The sequence below is a fragment of the Paenarthrobacter sp. PPS72 genome, assembly GCF_048537125.1.
Taxonomy (GTDB): domain Bacteria; phylum Actinomycetota; class Actinomycetes; order Actinomycetales; family Micrococcaceae; genus Arthrobacter; species Arthrobacter nitroguajacolicus_E.
On record NZ_JBLYIE010000062.1, the window covers coordinates 1 to 23487 of the forward strand.

Here is a 23487-nt window from a genome sequence, read left to right on the forward strand (position 1 = left end):
CAGACTCCTCGCCCTCGCCGCAGGCATCTGGCACAACTGGCGCATCAACGCGCCCCGCAAGCGCTCCCTCATCGGCTACGACCACTAAATCCAATAGGACTTAATCATCTAGAGGATATCGACACCGTCCAGCCGCAGCTGGACCGGGCCTGAGGTTCGCTTGGCGGCGCTTGCTGCCTTTACGGCCCGCATGGCGCGCGTGGCCGCCGCGGCGTCAGCGTACGGAATGAAGTACAACGTCCTCACGTCAGCATCGGCCTCACCGGCGGCCGATTGCGTGCCTGAAAACAGTTGGAGCGGGGCAGGCCCGGCGCTGCGGAGTTTGGTGCCCGGCGCAGCACCAGCTTCGAACGCTTCGGCGAAGTGCACGACGTCGGCCCTTGAGCCTGTCACGGAAGCCACCCTGACCGCAGGGGGCAGCTGCAATTCCTTCCGAAGTGCAAGTTCGCGTGATGCGTAGCCGGAGGCGTCCCATCTCAACAATGCTCCCGTGGCCGCGGTGTCATCCGCAGTAATGACCACGAGTCCACCCTGCGCGGCCGGCTTCACGAGGGAGGCCGCGTTGAACCATCGGCGAACGGTATCCTCACCCGCCCGCAGGTTCTCGCGCCGGAGCAGCGAGTTGCCGTCCAACAGCAGGGCAGCCGCATAGCCGTTGGGGGCAACCGGCTCGGCACCCACCGTAGCCACCACCAATGCGGGAGCATCCGGGACCGTTGCCTTGACGTGCGCTCCGGAGGACGTCACCACAGCTTTGCCTGGGAATGCCCTTCCCAGCTCTTCAGCGGTCCGCATGACTCCAGCTGCTCCCCGGCGCAGCCTATTCCCATTGCAGTGGGTGCAGCGCCATTGAGGAGCCGGTGTGGAGCACCACCGGCACGCGGGCATGGCAGAACTGCTGGACACCGCCAAGGGCCCTTGGCAGGCATTGCAGCGTGCCAGCTCCCGGCACGTCTCGCACACCAGGGACGGGGCGTAACCGGCCCTTGCCACCTGCACCAGAACTGGCCCGCGTTCCAGGCCTTCCTTGGCCGCCCGCCACGCAGCGCCGGGCAAACGCGCGATGCGGGCCAGCGGATCACGTTCTTGCTCGAAACTGTCAGCTGTGTTGAGAACCCTGGGCGCTGTGGCACGCACAGTAGTTCGCGGCGCTTCGATGGGCACCGCCCATTGCATCTCCACGAGGCGCTGGAGTTCGGTGCTGCGGCTATGGGACACCATGAGGCAGGCGGCATCTTCCTGCTCGGCCCGAAGAAGAAGGACCTCCCTGCTATGTGCATAGGGGGCCCTTTGCTCGATGTGGAGGTCGTCGCCGTCGTCCCAGCAGACCACCAAGCCAAGGTCGCGGACAGGAGCATAAGCCGCCGAACGAGTTCCGATGGCAACGCCCGCAGCACCACTCAGAAGCCGCAGGAAATTCCGGTAGCGGGGCGTTTGGCCGTCATCAGCAGTGAGCCGGGCGACATCGGAAGGTGGCAGGACGTTGGCAAGGGCCGTTTCCACCTGCTCAAGATCCCGATAATCCGGCACCACCACCACTGCACCACGCCCGGACGCCCGGACAGTAGCCACAGCAGACGCCACGAGGGCCGGCCAGCCGTCAGGGCCGAACCCTTGAAGGGCTGTAAGGACAGCCTTTGGGGAGCCGCCCTTGGCCAGATGCTGCAAGTATGGCGCCCCTTTGGGATAGGAAGCCCAGGGGTGGGCATCCGTGGCCGGTTTCAGGTCCACGATGCCCGCGTCAAAGTCTCCGGCCAGCAGTTCCTTCTCCACTTTGGCAACCCGTGGAGGAATAGCTGTTCTCAGGACGTCGCTCAGCGTTCCGGCATATCGGGCAGCGACAGTCCCGGCAAGCTCCAGAGTGGCCTGAGTCAGGACTGCTACGGGGGAAACAACCTTATGTAGCGGAGCCAGCGGGTGGGCCGCGTCTGAATCCTCCCGGCGCTCAATGATGAAGCCGTTCAGTTCCTGGCCGTTGAACTTCACCTTCACACGGACGCCGGGTACAGCAGTCCCGGAGAGCTCGGCGGGAACACTGTAGTCGAAGGGCCTGTCGAGGTGCGGCACGGACGACTCCAGCACTACGCGGGCAACGGGATTCTGCGCAGCCAAAGGGGGTCCATTGACGGGAGCCCGGTCCGGGAATCCCTGAAGCAACGAAGGCTGAAGCAACGACGGTTGGGCCTCATGTCCTGCCATGCCCGTCACCTCCTGGTTGATTCGCATGCTCTATGAACGAAACGCTTCCATACACCTCAAACACAGGATGCCCGCAGCGGGATAGACCCGCTGCGGGCATCTCTCTGGCACCAGCCAATCACGAGCCACTGACAAAAACAGATCAAGCGTTGAAGTATTCCTTCAGGTCAGCCACACGGTCCAGGCGCTCCCACGTGAAGTCGGGCTCGTCGCGGCCGAAGTGACCATGAGCCGCCGTCTTGGTGTAAATGGGCCGCTTCAGGTCAAGGGCATCAATGATGGCGCGGGGACGGAGGTCGAACAGTTCGTCGATGGCTTCGCTGATGCGGGCCGGGTCAACGGTTTCCGTGCCGAACGTCTCAACGTACGTTCCAACAGGGCGCGCCTGCCCGATGGCATAAGCAATCTGAATTTCAGCGCGCTTTGCCAGTCCGGCCGCCACCACGTTCTTGGCAACCCAACGCATGGCATAGGCAGCCGAACGGTCCACCTTGGACGGATCCTTGCCAGAGAAAGCGCCGCCGCCGTGTCGTGAGAATCCACCGTACGTGTCCACGATGATTTTTCGGCCTGTGAGGCCGGCGTCGCCTACCGGACCGCCAATGACGAAGGCGCCGGCAGGGTTAAGGATGTTCGCCGTGCGGGCAATGTCCAGATTCGACGCCGACAGGACGGGGTCGATCACGTAGCTGGCAAGGTCCGCACGAAGCTGCTCAAGGCTTGCTTCTTCTGCGTGCTGGCTGGAAATCACCACGGTTTCAACCGAAACCGGCCGGTCGCCGTCGTACCCCACGGTGACCTGGGTCTTGCCATCCGGGCGAAGGTAAGCGAGTTCGCCGTTTTTGCGGACTTCGGTGAGGCGTTCAGACAAACGGTGCGCCAGCCAGATGGGTGTGGGCATGTACGACGCCGTCTCATCACTGGCGTAGCCGAACATAATGCCCTGATCGCCTGCACCCTGGAGGTCGTAGTCGTCCTCTTGGCGGCCTTCACGGGCCTCGAGTGAGTTGAACACGCCACCGGCGATGTCGTTGGACTGCTGGCCTATGGAAACGGACACACCACAGCGGGCGCCGTCGAAACCGTTGGCGGAGGAGTCGTACCCGATGCCAAGGATGGTCTCACGGACGATCTGCGGAATTTCGACATAGGCATCTGTAGTGACCTCGCCTGCCACGTGCACCAGGCCTGTGGTGGCCATGGTTTCAACGGCCACTCGGGATTCCGGATCAGCAGCCAGCAACGCATCCAGGATGGCATCGCTGATTTGGTCGCAGATCTTGTCCGGGTGCCCTTCAGTGACCGACTCGGACGTGAAGAGCCGGAGCTTGGACGGGGTGCCATGGTGTTCATGGTGCAGCGGTAAAGTCACTCGACCACCTTACTGGGTTGCGGGACGGCGGCATCTGCCCTGTGTCCCTTTGCTAAGAATTCGGGTGTGGTCTCAGTTACACGGCGGGGAAGACCCGTGTGAGCTCGGAGCCCACCCGGTCAATTACGGCAGCGGCAACGTCGGCCTTGGAGCCGGCGGCCGACTGCGGTTCGGCTCCGTGACCGGACAGGATCACCACGGAATTGTCATCCTGGCCGAACACTCGGCCGATGCCCACCTGATTAACCACCAGGAGGTCGCAGCCCTTGCGTTTGAGCTTGGCAGCTGCGTGCTCCAAGACGTCTCCCTGGGCATCGCCTGTTTCTGCAGCGAAACCGACGATCAACTGCTGGCCACCCTCGCCATTGCGGCGCTCCACGAGTTCGTGCAGGATGTCGGGGTTGCGGATCAACCGCACAACGGGCGCATCCTCGCCGTCGACCTTCTTGATCTTGGTGTCCGACACCTCGGCCGGACGGAAGTCAGCCACCGCAGCGGCCATGATGACGACGTCGGAGTCCGCAGCCGCTTTAAGCGCCGCCTCGCGCAGTTCCAAGGCTGATTCAACGCGAAAAAGCTCGACGCCGGCAGGCGGCTCGACGTCCATGTGCGCTGCGAGGAATTTCACGGTTGCCCCGGCGGCAAGGGCTGCAGCAGCCAGTGCCGCTCCTTGCTTTCCAGAGGACCGGTTGCCCAGGAACCGGACGGGATCCAGCGCTTCCCTGGTCCCGCCAGCGGAAATGGTGACGGTACGGCCTGCCAAGGATGCATGCGCGGCAGGCGCTGTCTTCGTTTCGCTGTCCACGGAAGCCCCGGCCAAAGCCATGGCAGCTGCAAAGATCGCGTCCGGCTCCGGCAAGCGGCCAGGACCCGAGTCCGTACCCGTTAGGCGACCCGAAGCAGGCTCAAGCACCGTCACGCCCCGGTTGCGCAAGGTCTCGACGTTGGCCTGGGTTGCGGCATGCTGCCACATTTCCGTGTGCATCGCAGGAGCAAACAGAACCGGTCCGTGGGCCATGAGGAGCGTGTTGGTGAGGAGGTCGCCCGCTTGCCCGGTTGCGGCCTTGGCCAGGAGGTCGGCCGTGGCAGGAGCAACCACGATCAGGTCCGCCTCATGCCCCAACCGGACATGGTTGACCTTCTCGACGTCGTCAAAGACGCTGTTGCTCACAGGGTTGCCGGAGAGGGCTTCCCACGTGGCCACGCCGACAAAGCGGGTTGCGGCTTCCGTGGGAATGACCGTCACCTTGTGACCGGCTTCAGTAAAAAGCCGGAGGAGCGATGCAACCTTGTAGGCTGCGATCCCTCCCCCGACTCCGAGGACTATGCGCACGTGACCTCCGTCAACAGGCAGTCTTTGTTATTCGGCGGGCTCGATCGGCGTGGAAACCAGAAGGCCTTCGTTGATCTCGCGCAGTGCGATGGACAACGACTTCTCGTTCAGCTTGGTGTCAACCAGCGGGCCGACGTACTCGAACAGGCCCTCGTGCAGCTGTGCGTAGTAGGCGTTGATCTGGCGGGCGCGCTTGGCGCCGAAGATGACCAGGCCGTACTTGGAATCAGCAGCCTCAAGCAGCGAATCGATCGGCGGGTTGATGATGCCTTCAAGGTTCGTGGACACGAATTCTCCAAATTTTAGCGGGCCAACAAATGCAAGCGCTTAGCGCTGGTGCGGGGTAAGCCCCATGAGTGAAACAAGCTCGTCCGCTGCCCGGCGAACGTCGTCATTGATGACGGTGTGGTCAAACTCCGGTTCAGCAGCAAGTTCCAGTTTAGCGGTTTCCAGCCTGCGCTGCTGTTCCTCGGGAGTTTCAGTGCCGCGGCCCACCAAGCGGCGGACCATTTCGTCCCAGCTGGGCGGTGCCAGGAACACGAAATTGGCGTCCGGGACGGCCGCTTTGACCTGCCGAGCGCCCTGGAGGTCGATCTCCAGCAGCACCGATTTGCCGTCGGCGATAGCCGCGTCGACGGTGCTGCGGAGCGTCCCATAGCGGTTCTGGCCATGCACCACTGCCCACTCCAGAAGTTCGCCCTCAGCTACCAGGGCGTCAAACTCCTCAGCGGATTTGAAGAAATAGTGGACGCCGTCCTTTTCGCCCGGACGCGCCGCCCGGGTGGTAGCCGAGACTGAGAGCCAAACCTCCGGATAGTTGTCCCTGATGTAGGTGGAAACGGTTCCCTTGCCAACGGCAGTGGGGCCTGCAAGGACAGTCAGTCCGGGTTTCTTGCTCACGGATTCCTTCGGGGAGATGCGTCAAACGCTTTGCTGGGTATCCATAAAATCTACCAGCGCCCGGGCCTGGTGAATTCCCAGGCCCCTGATCCGCCGGGATCCGGCGATGCCTATCTCCGCCATGATTCCGGCAGCCCGGACCGGGCCAATGCCCGGAAGCGCCTCCAGAAGTTCCACCACACGCATTCGCGCAATTGCCTCGTCCGTAGTACCGGACGAGATCAGCTCCGCAATACTCACCTCACCGCGCTTGAGCCTTTCCTTGGCCGCGGCACGTACGGCCCGCGCCTTGGCAGCCTTTTCAAGCGCATCGGAGCGCTCCTGTGGTGTCAGCTCTTTAAGGCCCACTGCCAAACCCCTGTCAGATCGCAATTGTGATCCAGATCACGCGGACTGATCCTGAACCTACCGGCAGGGGCCCGGTTGCGCAATGAGTTCGAACAACGCGGGGTCACTTACGGCCCTTTAGAGGGCTTCCGAGGGGCCATAAGTGACCCCGCGTTGCTTTATGAACGGAGTCCGGCCAGCGTCTCTTCTGTTGCTGCCCGCAGGCCTGCCAAAGAGGGACCAGCGGCCAGAATCCCGCGGCTGGAGGTGGCCAGCACCGTGGGGTAAGCACTGCCGAACGTAGCTCGGAGATCAGCAGGAGTAGCTCCCTGCGCACCGAGTCCCGGGGCCAGGATCGCGCCGCGGACCGGCCCGAGATCGATATCCAAATCATTCAGGGCGGAACCAATGGTTGCCCCCACCACCAAGCCAACAGACCCAAGGGCACCGGCATAGCGCTGATTTTCAAGGGCTGCAGCGGCAACAATACTGCGAGCCACGGAATCGCGTCCACCAACGTGCTGAACGGACTTACCTTCAGGGTTCGAGGTCAATGCCAGCACGAACACTCCCCTGCCGTGCTTCGCAGCAAGATCCAAAGCCGGGCGCAGCGACTCAAAACCAAGGTACGGACTCAGGGTCACGGAGTCCGCAGCCAAGGAAGAACCGTCCCGCAGCCACGCATCCGCGTACGCGGCCATAGTGGAGCCGATGTCGCCCCGCTTAGCATCGGCAATGCTGAGAACGCCCGCCTCCGCAGATGCGGCCAGGGTGCGTTCCAGGACCGCCATGCCTGCCGAACCGTGCCGCTCATAGAGCGCCACCTGCGGCTTGACCGCGGCAGCGAGGGAAGCCACGGCCTCCACGACCGTCAGCGAGAAACGCTCCAGGCCGGCGACGTCGTCGTTCAATCCCCAGTCAGCCAGAAGCTGCGGGTGGGGATCGATTCCGACGCAGAGTGGACCGCGCGTGGCCATGGCCGCAGCCAGCCGGGAGCCAAAGGACTCCCGGGCCGGCCGCTGCTCTTGCTGTGGTGTAGCAGGCTCAGGCATTGGCTGCTTCCATGGCTGCCGCCAGGTTGGCTGCGTGCTCCTGCAAGCTGGTAACGGACCATTCGTAGGTACGCAGGGCCTCTATGGCCTGAACTGCGGCGTTGAACTCGGCAACAGTGGTGATGCAGGGAATGCCGATGGATGTGGCCGCAGCACGCAGTTCGTATCCGTCGCTGCGGGCTTCGCCACCGGAGGGGGTGTTGAAGACCATGTCGATCTCGCCGGCGATGACCAGGTCCGCGATGGTGCCTTCGCCTTCAGCACTGCTGCCCTCGGCCACCTTACGGACCGGAGTCGCCTGGATGCCGTTGCGGCGCAGGACGTCTGCAGTGCCGCCGGTGGAGACGATCTCGAAGCCCAGGTCCGAGAGGCGCTTCACGCCCATGATGACCGAGCGCTTGTCACGGTTGGCCACCGAGACGAAGATCTTTCCTTCGGTGGGCAGCGCGTTGTTCGCAGCGGCCTGGCTCTTGGCGAACGCGGTGTCGAAGTGCTTGTCGATGCCCATAACTTCGCCGGTGGAGCGCATTTCCGGGCCGAGGAGGGAATCCACAACCTTGCCCTCAGGAGTGCGGAAGCGGCTGAACGGAAGGACTGCTTCCTTGACGGCAACCGGGGCGTCCAAGGGCAGGGTGGAACCGTCACCGGTTTCCGGCAGCATCTTGTAGGCACCGCGGAGTTGGTTGATGGTCACACCCGTGCCGATGAGGGCAGCGGCCTTGGCCATCTGCACGCCCGTTGCCTTGGAGACGAACGGAACGGTGCGGGAAGCACGCGGGTTGGCTTCAAGGACGTACAGGACGTCGGAGGCCAGCGCGAACTGGATGTTGATGAGACCGCGCACGCCCACACCTTCAGCAATGGCCCGGGTTGCCGTGCGAACACGCTCGATCACGTTATTGCCCAAGGTAATGGGAGGAAGCACGCAAGCGGAGTCACCGGAATGGATACCGGCTTCTTCGATGTGTTCCATGATCCCGCCGAGGTACATATCAGTGCCATCGAAGAGTGCATCAACGTCGATTTCGACGGCATCTTCGAGGAAGCGGTCAATCAGCACCGGGTGGTCCGGCGTGATTTCCGTGGCGTTGGCGATGTAGCGGGAGAGGTTCGCTTCGTCATAGACGATCTCCATGCCGCGGCCGCCCAGGACGTAGGACGGGCGGACCAGCACCGGGTAGCCGATTTCGTCGGCAATTTTCTTGGCGTCCTCGAAGGAAACGGCGGTGCCGTTCTTCGGGGAGGTCAGCCCGGCTTCGTCAAGGACCCGGGCAAAGGCGCCGCGGTGCTCGGCGAGGTCAATTGCTTCCGGTGACGTGCCCAGAATCGGGACCCCGGCGTCGGCGAGCTGCTGGGCCAGCTTCAACGGAGTCTGGCCACCAAGCTGCACGAAAACGCCCATGACCCCACCGGTGCGCTCCTCCGCGGCAATGACTTCGAGGACGTCCTCAAGGGTCAGCGGCTCGAAGTAGAGGCGCGTGGAGACGTCGTAGTCGGTGGAGACTGTCTCGGGGTTGCAGTTGACCATGACCGTCTCGTAGCCGGCCTTGCGCAGTGCCATGGAGGCGTGGACGCAGGAGTAATCGAACTCGATGCCCTGGCCAATGCGGTTGGGGCCTGAACCCAGGATGATGACGGAGGGCTTGGCGTGCAGGCCTACCTCATCTTCCTCGTCGTAGGACGAGTAGTGGTACGGGGTGTAAGCGGCAAACTCAGCGGCACAGGTGTCAACCGTCTTGTAGACCGGACGAATGCCCAGGGCCTGGCGGACGCCGCGGACCACTGCCTCATTGTTGTGCGTCAGAGCACCGATCTGCTCGTCGGAGAAGCCGTGGCGCTTGGCGTTGCGCAGCATTTCCTCAGTGAGCACGCCGGCCTTGCGGATCTCCTGCGCGGTCTCGTTCAGGAGCTGCAGCTGGTCCAGGAACCAGGGGTCGATCTTGGTGGCTTCGAAGAGGTCCTCCACCGTGGCGCCACCCAGGAGCGCGCGCTGCACCTGGTGCAGGCGGTCCGTGGTGGGGCGCTTGGCCTTCTCGATGAGCTCGGCAACCTCGTATTCCGGCACCGAGCTGAAGTCCAGCTGCGAGCCCTTCTGCTCCAACGAGCGAAGGGCCTTTTGCAGGGCTTCGGTGAAGTTGCGGCCCATGGCCATGGCTTCACCAACAGACTTCATGGTGGTGGTCAGCGTGTTGTCCGCTGCCGGGAACTTCTCGAAGGCGAAACGCGGAACCTTGACGACGACGTAGTCCAACGTGGGCTCGAAAGAGGCCGGCGTCTTCTGCGTGATGTCGTTCGGGATCTCGTCCAGGGTGTAACCAAGGGAGAGCTTGGTGGCGATCTTGGCGATGGCGAAGCCGGTTGCCTTGGACGCGAGGGCGGAGGAACGCGAGACACGCGGGTTCATCTCGATGACCACTACGCGACCCGTGGCGGGATCGATGGCGAACTGGATGTTGCAGCCACCGGTGTCCACGCCAACTTCGCGGATAACGGCGATGGAGACATCGCGCAGCTTCTGGTACTCGCGGTCGGTGAGGGTCAGCGCCGGAGCAACCGTGATGGAGTCACCGGTGTGGACGCCTACGGGGTCGAAGTTCTCGATGGAGCAAACAACAACGACGTTGTCGTTCTTGTCGCGCATCATCTCGAGCTCGTATTCCTTCCAGCCGAGGATGCTTTCTTCGAGCAGGACCTCGGTGGTGGGGCTGTACTGCAGGCCCTGGCCGACGATGCGGCGGAGGTCGTCCTCGTTGTAAGCCAAGCCTGAGCCCAGCCCGCCCATGGTGAAGGACGGACGGACCACCATGGGGTAGCCGAGGTCTTCGGCAGCAGCGAAGGCCTCTTCCATGGTGTGGATGATGTGGCTGCGTGCGGACTCCGCGCCACAGCGCTCCACCACGCCCTTGAACTTCTCGCGGTCTTCGCCGAGCTCAATGGCGGCAATGTTCGCGCCAATAAGTTCCACGTTGTACTTCTCCAGCACGCCGTTCTTGTCCAACGCAATGGCAGTGTTCAAAGCAGTCTGGCCGCCCAAGGTGGGCAGGATGGCGTCCGGACGCTCCTTGGCGATGATCTTTTCCACCACCTCAGGAGTGATGGGCTCCACGTAAGTGGCATCGGCAAACTCGGGGTCCGTCATGATGGTGGCCGGGTTGGAGTTGACCAGGATGACCCGCAGGCCCTCCTCCTTGAGGACGCGAAGCGCCTGGGTACCGGAGTAGTCAAACTCAGCCGCCTGGCCGATGACGATGGGACCGGATCCGATGACAAGGACGCTCTTGAGATCTGTACGCTTGGGCATTACTTCTTGTCCTCAGTCTTGGAGTCGGTGGAGGCGGCAGCTGTGGCCTTGGACTTGGTATCGGCCATGAGGTCGATGAAGCGGTCGAAGAGGTAGGCGGCATCGTGCGGTCCGGCCGCGGCTTCGGGGTGGTACTGAACCGAGAACGCAGGGATGTCGAGGCAGGCGAGTCCCTCGACGACGTCGTCGTTCAACGAAACGTGGCTGACTTCCACCCGCCCGAAGCGCTCTTCCGGCGCCACGGTGGAACCGTTCAGCGGTGCGTCAACGGCGAAGCCGTGGTTCTGCGACGTGATTTCGACCTTTCCGGTCCGGCGGTCCATGACCGGCTGGTTGATGCCGCGGTGGCCGTAACGGAGTTTGTAGGTCCCGAAACCCAAGGCGCGGCCCAGGATCTGGTTGCCGAAGCAGATACCGAAGTACGGGAGCTTCTCATCGAGCACTGAGCGCAGCAGGGAGACCTGGTGGTCTGCCGTAGCGGGGTCGCCGGGTCCGTTGGACATGAAGAAGCCGTCCGGCTTGACCGAGTTGACGTCCTCCAGGGTGGACGTGGCAGGCAGGACGTGTACACGTACGCCGCGCTCTGCGAAGCGCACCGGAGTCATCGCCTTGATACCAAGATCAACGGCCGCAATGGAGAAGCGGGGCTCGCCTTCCCAGCCGTGGTCCTTGGGTTCCACAACGTAGGCCTCATCAATGGAGACTTCCTCAGCCAGGGCTGCGCCTTCCATGGGTGCACTGGCCAGGACTGCATCCAGCAGTTCCTTGTCAGTGGCCTGTGCTGCCTCACCGGAGAAGATGCCTGCACGCATGGTCTTGTGCTCGCGGAGGTGCCGGGTGATGGCACGGGTGTCTACGCCCTGGATACCAACGATTCCCTGTTCCACCAGTTCATCATCGAGGCTGCGCTCGGAGCGCCAGTTGGAGGGCCGGCGGGCGGCGTCGCGCACGATGTATCCGGCCACCCAGATGCGGCGGGATTCAGCGTCTTCGCTGTTGACGCCGGTGTTGCCGATGTGCGGGGCGGTCTGAACCACCAGCTGGCGCGCATAGGAGGGGTCTGTGATGGTCTCTTGGTAGCCGGTCATGCCGGTGGCGAAGACGGCCTCACCGAGGGCGGTTCCCTGCGCTCCGTAGCTGCGGCCGCGGAACATGCGGCCATCTTCGAGCACAAGTACTGCTGCTGAGGGGGTGGGTGTGGTGGCTGCTTTACTATCCGTCACTTTATTACTTTCCACTATCGGCATCTGCCTGAGGGGCTGCGGAGATCAATTCCTGGAGGGCTTCGAGGAGGAGCTGCTTGTCTGTTGCGTGCCTGGAACGGAATCCGGTATCGAGTTCCCGGGCACCGAGTTTCCAGTTGATGACCAGGAGTCCGTCCTTTTCGACGAACTTCCCGGCCATGCCGTTGGCTTCACGGCTATCCAGCAGCGCGTCCCGCGGGATGAACACCGGAGCGGCACCGGATCGGTCGAACAGTACGCCTTCAGCGTGGATGCTCAGTTCCGCGTTGGTCCGGATACCCAGTCCCTGCGCAGCGATCCGGTCCAGCCAGTCCCCCGCCGTGGTGGTGGCAACGTACTGGCCGTCCGCGACGACCGTGGCTGGCGTCAGCTGCTGCGGCACCTCTGGAAGGCGTTCGACGTCGGCTTGTCGCCTCAGCCGGTTGCGCCATCCCAGCCAGATCATCGCCAGGACGACGACGATCAGCGGCACCATGATGAGCACGGTCAATGTTTGGTTGTCCATTAGTTGCTGCTGACCGCCGGGTACCTGTACGGCGTGTTGAGCCGGCCATCAAGAACCGTAGGGTGGCCCTTGAAGAACGTCGCGACGACCGATCCGGGCAGCTTCTTGCCCTTGAACGGTGAATTGCGGCCCATGGTTGCCATTTTATGGGGGTCGACGGTCCATCGCGCAGCCGGGTCCACCAGGATGACGTTGGCCGGTTCGCCAACTTCCAGCGGGCGGCCCTGGTCAGCGACCCGGCCGATGACTGCAGGCGTGAACGAAGTGACCCTGGCGAAGTCGGCCCAGTTCATGAGGCCGGTTTCGATCATGGTCTCCTGAACCACGGACAGGGCGGTTTCAAGGCCGGTCATGCCCATGGCTGCCTGCGCCCATTCGCACTCCTTGTGCTCACTGGGGTGCGGGGCGTGATCAGTTCCCACGACGTCGATGGTGCCATCCGCCAGGCCCTCACGGAGTGCCTGGACATCGGCATCAGTACGCAGCGGTGGGTTGACCTTGTAGACGGGGTCGTAGCTTCGGACCAGTTCATCTGTAAGGAGCAGGTGGTGCGGGGTGACCTCTGCCGTGACATTGATTCCCCGCGCCTTCGCCCAGCGCACGATTTCCACGGATCCTGCAGTGGACACGTGGCACACGTGGAGGCGGGAACCAACGTGCTGGGCGAGAAGGACATCACGGGCAATGATGCTTTCCTCGGCAACAGCCGGCCAGCCGGTGAGTCCAAGTACCGCAGAGACAGTGCCTTCGTTCATCTGTGCACCGGCGGTGAGGCGCGGTTCCTGCGCGTGTTGGGCCACGACGCCGTCGAACGCTTTGACGTATTCAAGGGCCCTGCGCATAAGGACGGGATTGTGGACGCAGATGCCGTCGTCGGAGAACATCCGGACCCGGGCACGGGAGTCCGCCATGGCGCCCAGTTCTGCGAGCTGTTCCCCGGCCAAGCCCACCGTCACTGCTCCCACCGGCCGCACATCCACCCAGCCGGACGCGCGGCCCAGGGTGTGAACCTGCTCCACAACGCCTGCGGTGTCTGCCACCGGATTGCTGTTGGCCATGGCGTGGACGGCGGTGAAGCCTCCAAGCGCAGCGGCGCGGGTGCCGGTTTCCACTGTTTCGGCATCTTCGCGGCCGGGTTCGCGCAAGTGGGTGTGAACGTCAACCATGCCGGGCAGGGCGACGAGGCCCCGGGCGTCGATGACAGTTGCGTCCTCAGCTGAGAGGTCCTTGCCACGGGCTTCGATGACACCGTCTCGGATCAAGAGGTCTTCAGCTTCACCGCCCAGGATGGCGGCCCCACGAATCAGGTAGGTGTTCTCGGCCATCAGTTGGTCTCCTTGCTGGACTGGCTTACGTTCGGGGCGGCTTCGCGGGAATCCCCGGAGAGCAGCAGATAAAGGGCGGCCATGCGGACCGAGACGCCGTTTCGCACTTGGGCGAGCACGGTTGACCGCGGCGAGTCGGCGGCGGCAGAAGAAATCTCCAGACCTCGGTTCATGGGGCCGGGGTGCATGATGATGGTGTCCTTCATGCCCAGATCGTCCAGGGCGCGGAGCCTTGCGTCGTCGAAACCCCAGCGCCGCGAGTACTCCCGGGTCGAGGGGAAGAACGAGGCATTCATGCGCTCACCCTGGACACGCAGCATCATCATGGCGTCGATGCCGGCTTCCAGCGTCTCGTCCAGGTTGTAGCTGACTTTGCAAGGCCAGTGCTCGACGCCGATCGGCAGCAGCGTGGGCGGCGCCACCAAAGTAACCTGGGCGCCCAAGGTCTTCAGGAGCCATACGTTGGACCGGGCCACACGGGAGTGAAGGACATCTCCTGCAATGGCTACCCGCATGCCCGACAGGTCCGCCCCCGTGGACTCTGTGCCGTTGACCTGCGACCAATGCCGGCGCATGGTGAACGCATCCAAGAGCGCCTGCGTTGGGTGCTCATGGGTACCGTCACCGGCGTTGATGACTGCGGCATCGATCCAGTCGGTGGCAGCGAGCCGATGCGGGGCGCCGGAAGCCCAGTGGCGGATGACGACGGCGTCCGCCCCCATGGCTGCGAGGGTCTGCGCCGTGTCCTTGAGGGATTCCCCTTTGGAAACCGAGGACCCCTTGGCGGCGAAGTTGATGACATCGGCTGACAGGCGTTTGGCTGCGGCTTCAAAGGAAATACGGGTACGGGTGGAGTCTTCGAAGAAAAGGTTAACCACGGTACGGCCGCGCAGGGCCGGTAGTTTCTTTACTTCACGCTCGCCGACTGCGGACATTTCCTCAGCTGTGTCCAGAACACGAATGGCGTCGAAGAGACTGAGGTTTTCGGTGGAAAGGAGGTGCTTCACTTGCCGGCCTCAATTACTACCTCGTTGACGGGAACGCCATCCACGGAGTCGATCTCCTCGAGGTGAACCCGGACTTTTTCGGAGGAGGAAGTGGGCAGGTTCTTGCCCACGTGGTCTGCACGGATGGGAAGCTCGCGGTGTCCCCGGTCCACCAGCACAGCCAACCGGACGATCCGCGGGCGGCCAAGGTCAACCAAGGCGTCCAATGCGGCGCGAATGGTACGGCCCGAATACAGGACGTCGTCGATCAGGACAACAACTTTGTTGTCGATGCCGGACAACGGAAGCCGGGTATGGCGCGGGGGCCGTGTGGGCTGGTGTGAGAGGTCGTCACGGAACATGGTGACATCCAACTGTCCGACCATGGTCTCGGCGTTCACGGTCGGGTCTGCAGCTGCGATCTTCTTGGCAAGCCGTACTGCCAAAGGATAGCCACGGCTGGGAATGCCCAACAGGACCAGGTCCCGGGAGCCTTTGTTGGCTTCGAGGATCTCGTGGGCGATACGAGTGAGCGCACGATCAATGTCCGCCTGATTGAGAACAACCCGTGACGGCACGTGCGCTGAAGTGACTTCAGTCATCGCTCGTCTCCCCTTTCCCCGCCTCACGGGACGGAATTAAAAAAGGAATATTTGCTTTTCCAAGCTACCACAGGGTCCCATTCACGCCTCACCGTGGGCCACAGCAGAGCGTGAGTTTAAACTCACACTCCTTGCCGTGGAATAGGCTCTTGCCCATGACCATGAACCCCCACGGCCAACCGTATCCCCGGCCTTATCTGGAACCTGGTGCCAACCCCACCTGGATCGGACGCGTGCAGCCCGGGAACTATCAACCGGCTCCTGGTAATCCGACGAACCTCCCCCGGCAAAGCTGGGCCGTACCGCCAGCACCGCCGGCGCGCAGATCCTGGGGAATACTTCCGTTACTCATTGTGGGAACCGTCTTGGTTCTCGGCAGCTTGTTGCTGGTGGTGCCGTTTCTCCTGGGAAATACGGGTATTGCCGGTTTCGTGATCGGCTTCATCGCCTCCCTCATTCCACTGTCCGTGGTGCTGCTGACAGTTCGTCTGATTGATCGCTGGGAGCCCGAGCCGAAGAGGCTCCTATGGTTCGCTTTCACTTGGGGTGCAGCAGTTTCCGTTGCCGGGACGCTGCTCATCCAGCCGATCTTCGCACTTGCCGCACCAACCTCCAGCGAAGAAGCCTTCAGTTACTTCATGGCCACGGTCCAGGCCCCCATTGTGGAGGAGTTCAGCAAGTCACTGGGCTTGCTGGTCCTGATCCTGGCAGCACGGAAGTACTTTGACGGACCTGTTGACGGTGTCGTTTTCGCCTTTACCATTGCCGCCGGCTTCGCCTTCACGGAGAACATCCTGTACTTTGGCCGCGAAATTGCCTCGTCCAGCGATCCAGGTACCGACCTGGTGCGGATCTTCATCCTCCGCGGCGTCATGTCACCGTTCGCGCACGCCGTGTTCACAGGAACAACCGGGCTGGTCATGGGCTTCGCTGCGCGGAAATGGCACTCGGGGTATGCCGTCCTGGCGTTCTTTGTAGGCTTGCTGCCCGCGATGTTCCTGCACAACCGTTGGAACAGCATGGGGCAGAACTTCCTGGTGGAGTACTTCGTGGTCCAGGTTCCGATCTTCCTGGTCGCCGCCGTCGGCATCATTCTCCTCCGGATCGCCGAAGGAAAGCTCACACGTCAACGGCTCCTCGAGTATGCCCGGGCCGGCTGGTTCACTCCGGCCGAAGTGGAGATGCTGGCCACCTCACGGGGCAGGCGGCAGGCTGTTCGCTGGGCATCCTCACGCGGGCGGGGCCAGCAGATGAAGTCATTCATCAAACAGGCCACTGCACTGGCGTTCACCAGGCAGCGGATACTCAGCGGCCGCGATGTCCCTGTTCACCAGCAGGATGAGTTGGAGCACCTCCGCAGCATCCCCTCCCTCAGGGCGGCGGTGCTTCAGTAGCGACATCGCCCCATGAGCAACACAAAAGGACCCGCATCCGGTGGATGCGGGTCCTTTCACTCTTGAATACCTAAGCGAGAAGTGACGGCTTGAGCTTCTGCAAACGGCCGAGCAGCCCATTGATGAATGCCGGCGACTCGTCCGTGGACATCGTCTTGGCAAGGGCCACGGCTTCACTCACGGCTACGCCGTCCGGAACTTCGTCATTGTAGAGAAGTTCCCATGCGCCTATGCGAAGAATGATGCGGTCTACGGACGGCATACGCTCCAACGTCCAGCCCTGGGCGTAGGTCTGCAGGAACTCATCAATGGTTGCCTGCATGGAAACAACGCCCTCTACGATTTCCACCGTGTAGGGGTTGATGACAAGATCGGTCTTCTCCCGGCGCGCTGTCATCGCGTCGAAAGCCGAAACGGAGCGTTGCTCCGCCTCGAAAAGTACTTCGAGTGCCCTGCTACGGGCTTTACCGCGTGCGCTCACTAGTCGTTGACCCGGCCCAAGTAGCTGCCATCGCGGGTGTCTACCTTGACCTTGGTGCCCTGCTCAACGAACAGCGGAACCTGAATTTCGTAGCCGGTCTCCACCGTTGCGGGCTTGGTGCCTGCCGAGGAGCGGTCGCCCTGCAGGCCCGGCTCCGTGTAGGTGATTTCGAGGACGACGCTCGGGGGCAATTCGATGTACAGCGGCGTGCCCTCGTGGATGGCAATGTTGACCATCTGGTTCTCGAGCATGAAGTTGGTGGCATCGCCCACAGTGGCACCGGATACGGTGATCTGGTCGTAGTCCTGGGTGTCCATGAAGACGAAGTCTTCGCCGTCCTGGTACAGGTACTGGTAATCACGGCGGTCAACCGTTGCGGTTTCGATCTTCAGGCCGGCGTTGAAGGTCTTGTCGACCACCTTGCCGGACATGACGTTGCGCATCTTGGTGCGAACGAAGGCTCCGCCCTTGCCCGGCTTGACGTGCTGGAACTCAATGATGTTCCAGAGCTGGCCCTCGAGCTTCAGTACGGTCCCGTTCTTGATGTCGTTTGTGGTTGCCACTCGTATCCTCTGGTTTCTCTCACTGGTTCAAGCTGCCAGTTTGTCTATGCCAAGCAGGCATGCCAAGCGGCCCGCCAGCGCGTATTTATCAAAAATCCAAGAACCATTCTACCGGCAAATAGGGCTAAGGCCTGCGAGCCGGGTTTCCGGGGGCTTCAGGAAGCGAGTTCGAGCACATTCCGGGCCCTCTGCAGGGCAACAGCTGATGAGTAGATCAACGCTGCATCGGCGGCCATGGCGACGCGCAGGTCCAAGGCCTTGGCGAATTCCTCGGATGCCGCCAGCGCGTTGCCGCTGACGAAATATGCCCGGCCCAGGTACTGGTGAACGATCGCTTCCTTCGAGCTTCCCTGGACATCCTGCAACAGGTGACGAAACAGCTGCACTGCACGGTCCAGTCGATTGGTTGCCCGGTGGACTTCCGCTTCAAAAATCCTCAACCGGAACGACTCCGGATCCTTGTAGCGTGCCTCGGCCAACAACTCGGCTGCCTCGTTGGGCTGGTTATCGAGCAGCAGGGCCATGATGCGATCCGCCGGATCTTCGGAGGCCGCAAGGGCGGACTCCATGGCTTCCTCATTGACAACCACGGGTAGCAAAGTGTCCGGGTTCAACCGGACTCCCGGGAAGCCGGCTGTCGGCCAGTCACTGATGCCCTCACGAAGAGTGACGGTCATGATGCGATCTCCTGGTATGCGGCAAACAGGAGTGACGTATCGGGGACCTCCAGGATGCCCGGCTTGGCAACGCCGTCGAGGACAACGAACCGGAGAAGATCGCCACGGGACTTCTTGTCACGGCGCATTCCATCCAGAAGGCCCTGCCACCGGTCCCTGCGGTAGGTGATGGGCAATCCGAGGCTCTCCAGGATGGTGCGGTGCCTGTCTGCGTCAGCATCGGACAGGCGTCCAACGCTTCGCGACAACTCGGCAGCGAACATCATGCCCACGGAAACGGCGGCACCGTGACGCCATGAGTATCTCTCCACGAGCTCGATGGCGTGGCCCAAGGTGTGACCGTAATTCAAGATCTCCCGGAGACCGGATTCCTTGAGGTCCTGGGAAACGACGTCAGCCTTCACGGAAATCGCGCGTTCGATCAGCTCCCGCACAACATCCGATCCCGGGTCCATCACTGCGTCGGTGTTCTTCTCCACGAGGTCGAGGATTGCCGGATCAGCGATGAAGCCGCACTTGATGACCTCCGCCATCCCGGAAATGAGCTCGTTCTTGGGCAGGGTCTGCAGCGTGTCCAAGTCAGCCAGCACAGCCGCCGGCGGGTGGAAGGACCCCACGAGGTTCTTGCCTTCGGCTGTGTTGATGCCCGTCTTGCCACCCACGGAGGCGTCCACCATGCCCAGCAAGCTCGTGGGCATGTGGATGACTTTGACTCCACGGAGCCAGGTGGCCGCCACGAAGCCGGCGAGGTCCGTGACAGCACCGCCACCAACTGCCACGATGGCATCAGACCGGGTGAAATCGTTCTGGCCCAGCACTTGCCAGCAGAACGCCGCAACCTGGATGTGCTTGCCTTCTTCCGCATCCGGAATTTCCGCCGTGAGTGCCGTGAATCCCGCAGCCTCCAGTTCATCCCGCACAGTATCGCCGGTAAGGCGGAGGGCCCGCGGGTGGATCACCAGAACGCGTCGGACACGTTCGCCAAGCTTTTCGGGCAAGGTGTCCAACAGGCCCCGGCCCACAACGACGTCGTAGTTCTCGTTAACGGACTGACCGGTCACCTTGATGACAGTTGCTTCGTTGCTCACTTTTCAACTTCCTCTTTCAAGGCTGCATGCTGACGCAGCCGCTCCTCCAGATGGAGGCCGATTTCCGTCACGGATCCTGAACGGACGTCCATGACAAGGTCCGCCAGGCGCTCGTAGACAGGACGCCTCGTGGCAAACAAGGCTTCCCATCGGTTCATCGCGTCACCCTGCAGCAAAGGCCTGCCCGTGTTCCGCGCGATCCGGTCAGCAACGGTTTCCGCGTCACACTCAAGGTAGACCACAGTGCATTCCCCCAGCAGCTGCTGGGTACCGGAGTCAAGAACCGCACCCCCGCCCAGGGAAATGATGGCCGGTTGCACCTTGGCGGACTCGATGGCTTTAGCCACGGCTCTTGCTTCAATTTCGCGGAACGCGTGCTCTCCCCTGCCGGCGAAGATGTCTGCGATGCTGCCGTGGGCAGCTACAACCACTGCATCAGTGTCCACGAACGGGAGACCGAGTTGGTGGGCCAGTTGCTGGCCGATCGCCGATTTTCCTACGGCCATGGGGCCAACGAGAACAACGGGACGGCCATCGGGGATAGCGCGGACCACTACCGGCCGACCGAGTCCAGGGTGGCCGGGATGTTCTCAAGGTAGCTCTGCAGATTCCGCTGCGTTTCGGCGACGGAGTCGCCTCCGAATTTCTCCGCGACAGCCTCGGCGAGAACCAGGGCCACCATCGCTTCGGCTACAACCCCGGCAGCGGGAACCGCGCAGACATCTGAACGCTGGTGGTGTGCCTTGGCAGGCTCACCGGTGCTGACGTCAATGGTGCGAAGGGCGCGAGGAACCGTGGCGATCGGCTTCATGGCCGCCCGAACACGGAGAACCTCACCGATGCTCATGCCACCTTCAATGCCACCGGCCCGGTTGGTCTGGCGGACGATCTTACCGTTGCCGTCCTTGAGGATCTCATCGTGGGCAGCAGATCCACGACGTGAGGCCGTGAGGAAACCGTCTCCCACCTCTACGCCCTTGATGGCCTGGATACCCATGAGCGAGGCCGCCAGCCGGGAATCGAGGCGTCGATCCCAGTGGACGTAGCTGCCGAGTCCGGGGGGAAGCCCGTAGGCCAGGACCTCTACTACGCCGCCCAGGGTCTCGCCTTCCTTGTGGGCGGCATCCACCTCGGCCACCATCGAATCGGACGTCTCGCGGTCGAAGCAACGCAGGGGGTCGGCGTCGAGGGCGATGACGTCCTTCGCGAGCGGTAACGGCCTGCCTTCGGGAACGCTGACACTGGCGATGGAAACTGTGTGGCTGACCAACTCGATGCCCAGCTGCTTCAGGAACTGGGCAGCAACGGTTCCGAGGGCCACGCGCGTGGCGGTCTCACGTGCGCTGGCACGCTCAAGGACCGGACGGGCTTCGTCGAACCCATACTTCTGCATGCCCGTGAAATCGGCATGTCCCGGGCGCGGACGGGTCAAAGGTGCATTGCGGGCCTGGTCGGCAAGGGCTTCAGGATCCACGGGGTCGGCAGACATGATCTGCTCCCACTTGGGCCACTCGGTGTTTCCAACCTGGATGGCAACAGGGCCACCTTGGGTAAGGCCGTGCCGGACCCCGCCCATGATGGTGACCTCGTCCTGCTCAAACTTCATGCGGGCACCACGCCCATAGCCCAGGCGGCGACGCGCCAAAGCGTCACGAATCTGCCCGCTGGTGAGTTCAACACCGGCAGGCACGCCTTCAACAATTCCGATCAGGGCCGGACCATGGGATTCACCGGCAGTCAACCAACGCAACATATAACCAATCCTGCCATGTAAGGCTTCTAGAACACTCGCCGGGGAAGCCCGACTGAGTCGCACATCACATCTATGACGGCGGCATCCACGTCACAGCCGCTGAAGCGCCTGATCTGCTCGGCCGCCTGGTACATCAGCATCTCAAGGCCCGGGACCACCGCTCCCCCGTGGCCATGCCACACCTCGGCCAGGCGGCTGGGCCAGGGATCGTAGGCGACGTCCAGCAGGACCCCCGCTTCGGTGCCCGGCAGCCCTGCCAGCACCTCCGCCAGCGAATCGGCGGCACGAGGTGGAAATGTGGAGATGACAAGGTCCATGCCGGCAACAGCAGTTGCGGCTTCAGCCAGGGGCCTGATGGTGAGGGAAACACCGACGGCGGCCGCAGCTGCTTGGGCATCACCGGCTCGTCCGGCGTCGCGAACGAAAACCTCGACGTGGCGGGCGCCAAGTTCCTGAACCGCGACGACGGCCGCCGCCGAGGTGCCGCCGCCGCCGAGGATCGCCGCATGGGGTGCGGCAACTACGCCGGCGTAGCGGACTGCCTCAACTATTCCAGCCACATCAGTGTTGTAGCCCACCCGACGAACCTGTCCGGCGTCGTGCTCGAAAGCAACTGTGTTGATGACGCCCAGATGAGCGCCCACTCCGCGGACTTCGTCCACTTCTTTGACCATGGCCGACTTCAGCGGCATGGTCACCGAGAGGCCACACCAGGTGTCATCACCGCGGAGCGACTCCATGAACGAAGGAAGCGTATCCACGGTGACATCTACCGCTGAGTACTCGATGTCCACACCCAACTTGGCGTAGGCAGCAGAGTGCAGTGCCGGAGACTTCGAATGTGAGATCGGGTGCCCGAGGACTGCGGCGCGACGACTCACACACACCGTCCCGCGTTGGCCTGGCACCACGCGTTGTACTGCTCAACATAGGTGTTGTGCTCAGCCAGCGTCTTGGAGAACTTGGTCTCCTTGGTGTCCAGGTTGATGGTCACCCAGTAGAGGTACTCGTTTTGTGTTGGTTTCGCTGCAGCATCAATGGCGGTCTTGCCCGGTGATCCAATAGGTCCCACAGGCAGCCCGACATTGGCGTAGGTGTTGTAGGCGTTGGACTTGTCGGCCTTTTCTTCCTCAGTGAGGTGGAAGGACTTCTTGCCCAGGCCGTACGTAACAGTGGCGTCGGACTGGATCAGACCGCTGGTCTCAATGTTGTTCGGCTTAAGCCTGTTGTAGATGGCGCCTGCCACGTTTCCGTAGTCTGCCTGACCGCCTTCCGCCTGCACGATGCTGGCGATGGTGACGGTGTCGTACTGCTTGGCGGGGTCTGTAACCCCCTGGGACTTGAGTTCATCAAGGGTAGTGGTGACCAGCTTCTGGATGATGTCCTTTGCGGGTGTACCAAGCTCAAAGCGGTATTCCCCGGGAGCCAGGAAGCCTTCCAGGTTCTTAGCCTTGGCGGGAACACCGAACTGAGCCGGCGCCTGATTAAGCGCGTTGAGCTCCTGCACGGGGATGCCCGAGCCCTTGGAGATGGCCTCCAACGATTCATTGATGCGCAGACCTGCGCTCAGCGCGAAGTACATCACCTTCCCGGCGTCCTTGTTGACCAGGACAGCCACGGCGTCCGAATTCTTCATTTCCGTGCGGAACGTGAAGTCGCCGGGAGACAGTTCGCCGCCCTCACTCAGGAATGCCTCCACAAACGCATCAGCATCGGCAACCACGCGGTTTTCAACGAGCTCGTTGGCTACGGCCTTGGGACCGGATCCCTCGGGCACGGTGATGTTAACCGATCCCGTACCCGGGCCCGGGTAGTCCGTAACCCTGTCCATGCCCAGCAAGGGCTTCAGGAACTGGGCACCTATGGCGATGGCCGCTACGAAGACACCAAGCGTGATCAGGAGTGCCAGGACACGACGACGGCGGCGGGCCTTCTTCGCGGCAGCCTTGGACGCCGGACTGCCGACAGGAGCAATGAGGTCATGGTGGTGCTCATCATGGAGCTGAGCATCATCGTGAAGTTCTTCATGGATGTCGAGTTCATAGTGGGCATCATGCGGCGCATACTCGTGGCCGTCCGCAGAAACCGCGTGATGACCGGCGAAAGCAGGTTCATGTTCCAGGTCATCATGCTGGATATGGCCATGATCAGCCTCAGGGTATTCACTGGAATCGTGGAAGTGGGCTTCCTCCGCATGAACGTCCTGCTGCTGGCCGTCCGGCTCAGCGGTTGCCTCATCTACACGAACATCGGCGTCACCAACCTCATCCACAGGCGCTGGGGGCGCGACGGGGGTTGGCGGCGCGACGGGGGTTGGGCTGTCTCTTATACACATCTCCGAGCCCACGAGACATTGATACTGATCTGGGGGGGGGGGGGGGGGGG

General features: G+C 62.5%; 22 protein-coding genes. 1 reads left to right on the forward strand and 21 read right to left on the reverse strand.

Features of this window, described 5'->3' with window-relative positions:
• Positions 1–108: 108 nt before the first annotated feature.
• From ACLRGI_RS21125 to pyrR, 13 genes are all read right to left on the reverse strand, one after another.
• A complete protein-coding gene (locus tag ACLRGI_RS21125; protein WP_419203421.1) occupies positions 109–2199 on the reverse strand; it encodes a primosomal protein N' in 2091 nt (696 codons plus the stop codon).
• Positions 2200–2341: 142 nt separating this feature from the next.
• The gene (metK, locus tag ACLRGI_RS21130) at positions 2342–3571 is read right to left on the reverse strand and encodes a methionine adenosyltransferase (RefSeq protein WP_014921971.1); all 1230 of its coding nucleotides are present in this window, start codon (positions 3569–3571) and stop codon (positions 2342–2344) included.
• Positions 3572–3647: 76 nt separating this feature from the next.
• The gene (gene coaBC, locus ACLRGI_RS21135) at positions 3648–4904 is read right to left on the reverse strand and encodes a bifunctional phosphopantothenoylcysteine decarboxylase/phosphopantothenate--cysteine ligase CoaBC (RefSeq protein ID WP_419203422.1); all 1257 of its coding nucleotides are present in this window, start codon (positions 4902–4904) and stop codon (positions 3648–3650) included.
• Between the two features lie 27 nt (positions 4905–4931).
• Complete coding sequence (gene rpoZ / locus ACLRGI_RS21140) at positions 4932–5192, reverse strand: DNA-directed RNA polymerase subunit omega (RefSeq protein ID WP_017197559.1); 261 nt, start codon at positions 5190–5192, stop codon at positions 4932–4934.
• Positions 5193–5231: 39 nt separating this feature from the next.
• Positions 5232–5804, reverse strand: a complete 573-nt coding sequence (gene gmk, locus ACLRGI_RS21145; RefSeq protein WP_419203423.1) for a guanylate kinase — start codon at positions 5802–5804, stop codon at positions 5232–5234.
• A 21-nt stretch (positions 5805–5825) separates the two neighbouring features.
• Positions 5826–6152, reverse strand: coding sequence for an integration host factor, actinobacterial type (gene mihF / locus ACLRGI_RS21150; RefSeq protein WP_024816819.1), 327 nt, complete (start codon positions 6150–6152; stop codon positions 5826–5828).
• Between the two features lie 158 nt (positions 6153–6310).
• Positions 6311–7183: an orotidine-5'-phosphate decarboxylase gene (gene pyrF, locus ACLRGI_RS21155; RefSeq protein WP_419203424.1), complete on the reverse strand. Its 873-nt coding sequence runs from the start codon at positions 7181–7183 to the stop codon at positions 6311–6313.
• Positions 7176–10484: a carbamoyl-phosphate synthase large subunit gene (carB, locus tag ACLRGI_RS21160; protein WP_419203425.1), complete on the reverse strand. Its 3309-nt coding sequence runs from the start codon at positions 10482–10484 to the stop codon at positions 7176–7178. The genes pyrF and carB overlap by 8 nt, the downstream gene beginning before the upstream one ends.
• Positions 10484–11731 (reverse strand): glutamine-hydrolyzing carbamoyl-phosphate synthase small subunit, encoded by a 1248-nt coding sequence (gene carA, locus ACLRGI_RS21165; protein WP_419203426.1) that lies wholly within the window; start codon positions 11729–11731, stop codon positions 10484–10486. Before carA ends, carB begins: the two co-directional genes overlap by 1 nt.
• Positions 11712–12233 (reverse strand): PH-like domain-containing protein, encoded by a 522-nt coding sequence (locus tag ACLRGI_RS21170; protein WP_419203427.1) that lies wholly within the window; start codon positions 12231–12233, stop codon positions 11712–11714. Before ACLRGI_RS21170 ends, carA begins: the two co-directional genes overlap by 20 nt.
• The gene (locus ACLRGI_RS21175; protein ID WP_419203428.1) at positions 12233–13558 is read right to left on the reverse strand and encodes a dihydroorotase; all 1326 of its coding nucleotides are present in this window, start codon (positions 13556–13558) and stop codon (positions 12233–12235) included. Before ACLRGI_RS21175 ends, ACLRGI_RS21170 begins: the two co-directional genes overlap by 1 nt.
• Complete coding sequence (locus ACLRGI_RS21180) at positions 13558–14565, reverse strand: aspartate carbamoyltransferase catalytic subunit (protein ID WP_419203429.1); 1008 nt, start codon at positions 14563–14565, stop codon at positions 13558–13560. The genes ACLRGI_RS21175 and ACLRGI_RS21180 overlap by 1 nt, the downstream gene beginning before the upstream one ends.
• Positions 14562–15146: a bifunctional pyr operon transcriptional regulator/uracil phosphoribosyltransferase PyrR gene (gene pyrR, locus ACLRGI_RS21185; RefSeq protein WP_419203430.1), complete on the reverse strand. Its 585-nt coding sequence runs from the start codon at positions 15144–15146 to the stop codon at positions 14562–14564. Before pyrR ends, ACLRGI_RS21180 begins: the two co-directional genes overlap by 4 nt.
• A 110-nt stretch (positions 15147–15256) precedes the next feature.
• On the opposite strand from pyrR, the gene ACLRGI_RS21190 reads away from it, so the two are divergent.
• Positions 15257–16540, forward strand: coding sequence for a PrsW family intramembrane metalloprotease (locus tag ACLRGI_RS21190; protein WP_419203431.1), 1284 nt, complete (start codon positions 15257–15259; stop codon positions 16538–16540).
• Between the two features lie 70 nt (positions 16541–16610).
• Here the strand turns inward: ACLRGI_RS21190 and nusB are convergent, their stop codons facing one another.
• The 8 genes from nusB to mltG all read right to left on the reverse strand — a co-directional run bounded on the left by nusB (position 16611) and on the right by mltG (position 23374).
• A complete protein-coding gene (nusB, locus tag ACLRGI_RS21195; protein ID WP_011774956.1) occupies positions 16611–17021 on the reverse strand; it encodes a transcription antitermination factor NusB in 411 nt (136 codons plus the stop codon).
• Positions 17021–17584 (reverse strand): elongation factor P, encoded by a 564-nt coding sequence (gene efp / locus ACLRGI_RS21200; RefSeq protein WP_011774957.1) that lies wholly within the window; start codon positions 17582–17584, stop codon positions 17021–17023. Before efp ends, nusB begins: the two co-directional genes overlap by 1 nt.
• Positions 17585–17739: 155 nt before the next feature.
• Positions 17740–18261 (reverse strand): tetratricopeptide repeat protein, encoded by a 522-nt coding sequence (locus tag ACLRGI_RS21205; RefSeq protein WP_419203432.1) that lies wholly within the window; start codon positions 18259–18261, stop codon positions 17740–17742.
• On the reverse strand, positions 18258–19349 hold the full coding sequence (gene aroB, locus ACLRGI_RS21210) for a 3-dehydroquinate synthase (RefSeq protein ID WP_419203433.1): 1092 nt from the start codon (positions 19347–19349) through the stop codon (positions 18258–18260). Before aroB ends, ACLRGI_RS21205 begins: the two co-directional genes overlap by 4 nt.
• A complete protein-coding gene (locus tag ACLRGI_RS21215; protein ID WP_419203434.1) occupies positions 19346–19903 on the reverse strand; it encodes a shikimate kinase in 558 nt (185 codons plus the stop codon). Before ACLRGI_RS21215 ends, aroB begins: the two co-directional genes overlap by 4 nt.
• A complete protein-coding gene (aroC, locus tag ACLRGI_RS21220) occupies positions 19903–21102 on the reverse strand; it encodes a chorismate synthase (RefSeq protein ID WP_419203435.1) in 1200 nt (399 codons plus the stop codon). Before aroC ends, ACLRGI_RS21215 begins: the two co-directional genes overlap by 1 nt.
• Positions 21103–21128: 26 nt before the next feature.
• Entirely contained in the window at positions 21129–21983 is an 855-nt protein-coding gene (locus tag ACLRGI_RS21225; RefSeq protein WP_419203436.1) for a shikimate dehydrogenase, read from the reverse strand.
• Positions 21980–23374: an endolytic transglycosylase MltG gene (gene mltG / locus ACLRGI_RS21230; protein WP_419203437.1), complete on the reverse strand. Its 1395-nt coding sequence runs from the start codon at positions 23372–23374 to the stop codon at positions 21980–21982. Before mltG ends, ACLRGI_RS21225 begins: the two co-directional genes overlap by 4 nt.
• Between the last annotated feature and the right edge of the window lie 113 nt (positions 23375–23487).

Coding starts and splice junctions, on each gene's coding strand:
- ACLRGI_RS21125 (WP_419203421.1), bottom strand. CDS start 2,199: ATGGCAGGACATGAGGCCCAACCGTCGTTGCTTCAGCCTTCGTTGCTT.
- pyrF (WP_419203424.1), bottom strand. CDS start 7,183: ATGCCTGAGCCTGCTACACCACAGCAAGAGCAGCGGCCGGCCCGGGAG.
- carB (WP_419203425.1), bottom strand. CDS start 10,484: ATGCCCAAGCGTACAGATCTCAAGAGCGTCCTTGTCATCGGATCCGGT.
- carA (WP_419203426.1), bottom strand. CDS start 11,731: ATGCCGATAGTGGAAAGTAATAAAGTGACGGATAGTAAAGCAGCCACC.
- ACLRGI_RS21170 (WP_419203427.1), bottom strand. CDS start 12,233: ATGGACAACCAAACATTGACCGTGCTCATCATGGTGCCGCTGATCGTC.
- ACLRGI_RS21175 (WP_419203428.1), bottom strand. CDS start 13,558: ATGGCCGAGAACACCTACCTGATTCGTGGGGCCGCCATCCTGGGCGGT.
- pyrR (WP_419203430.1), bottom strand. CDS start 15,146: ATGACTGAAGTCACTTCAGCGCACGTGCCGTCACGGGTTGTTCTCAAT.
- ACLRGI_RS21205 (WP_419203432.1), bottom strand. CDS start 18,261: ATGACCGTCACTCTTCGTGAGGGCATCAGTGACTGGCCGACAGCCGGC.
- aroC (WP_419203435.1), bottom strand. CDS start 21,102: ATGTTGCGTTGGTTGACTGCCGGTGAATCCCATGGTCCGGCCCTGATC.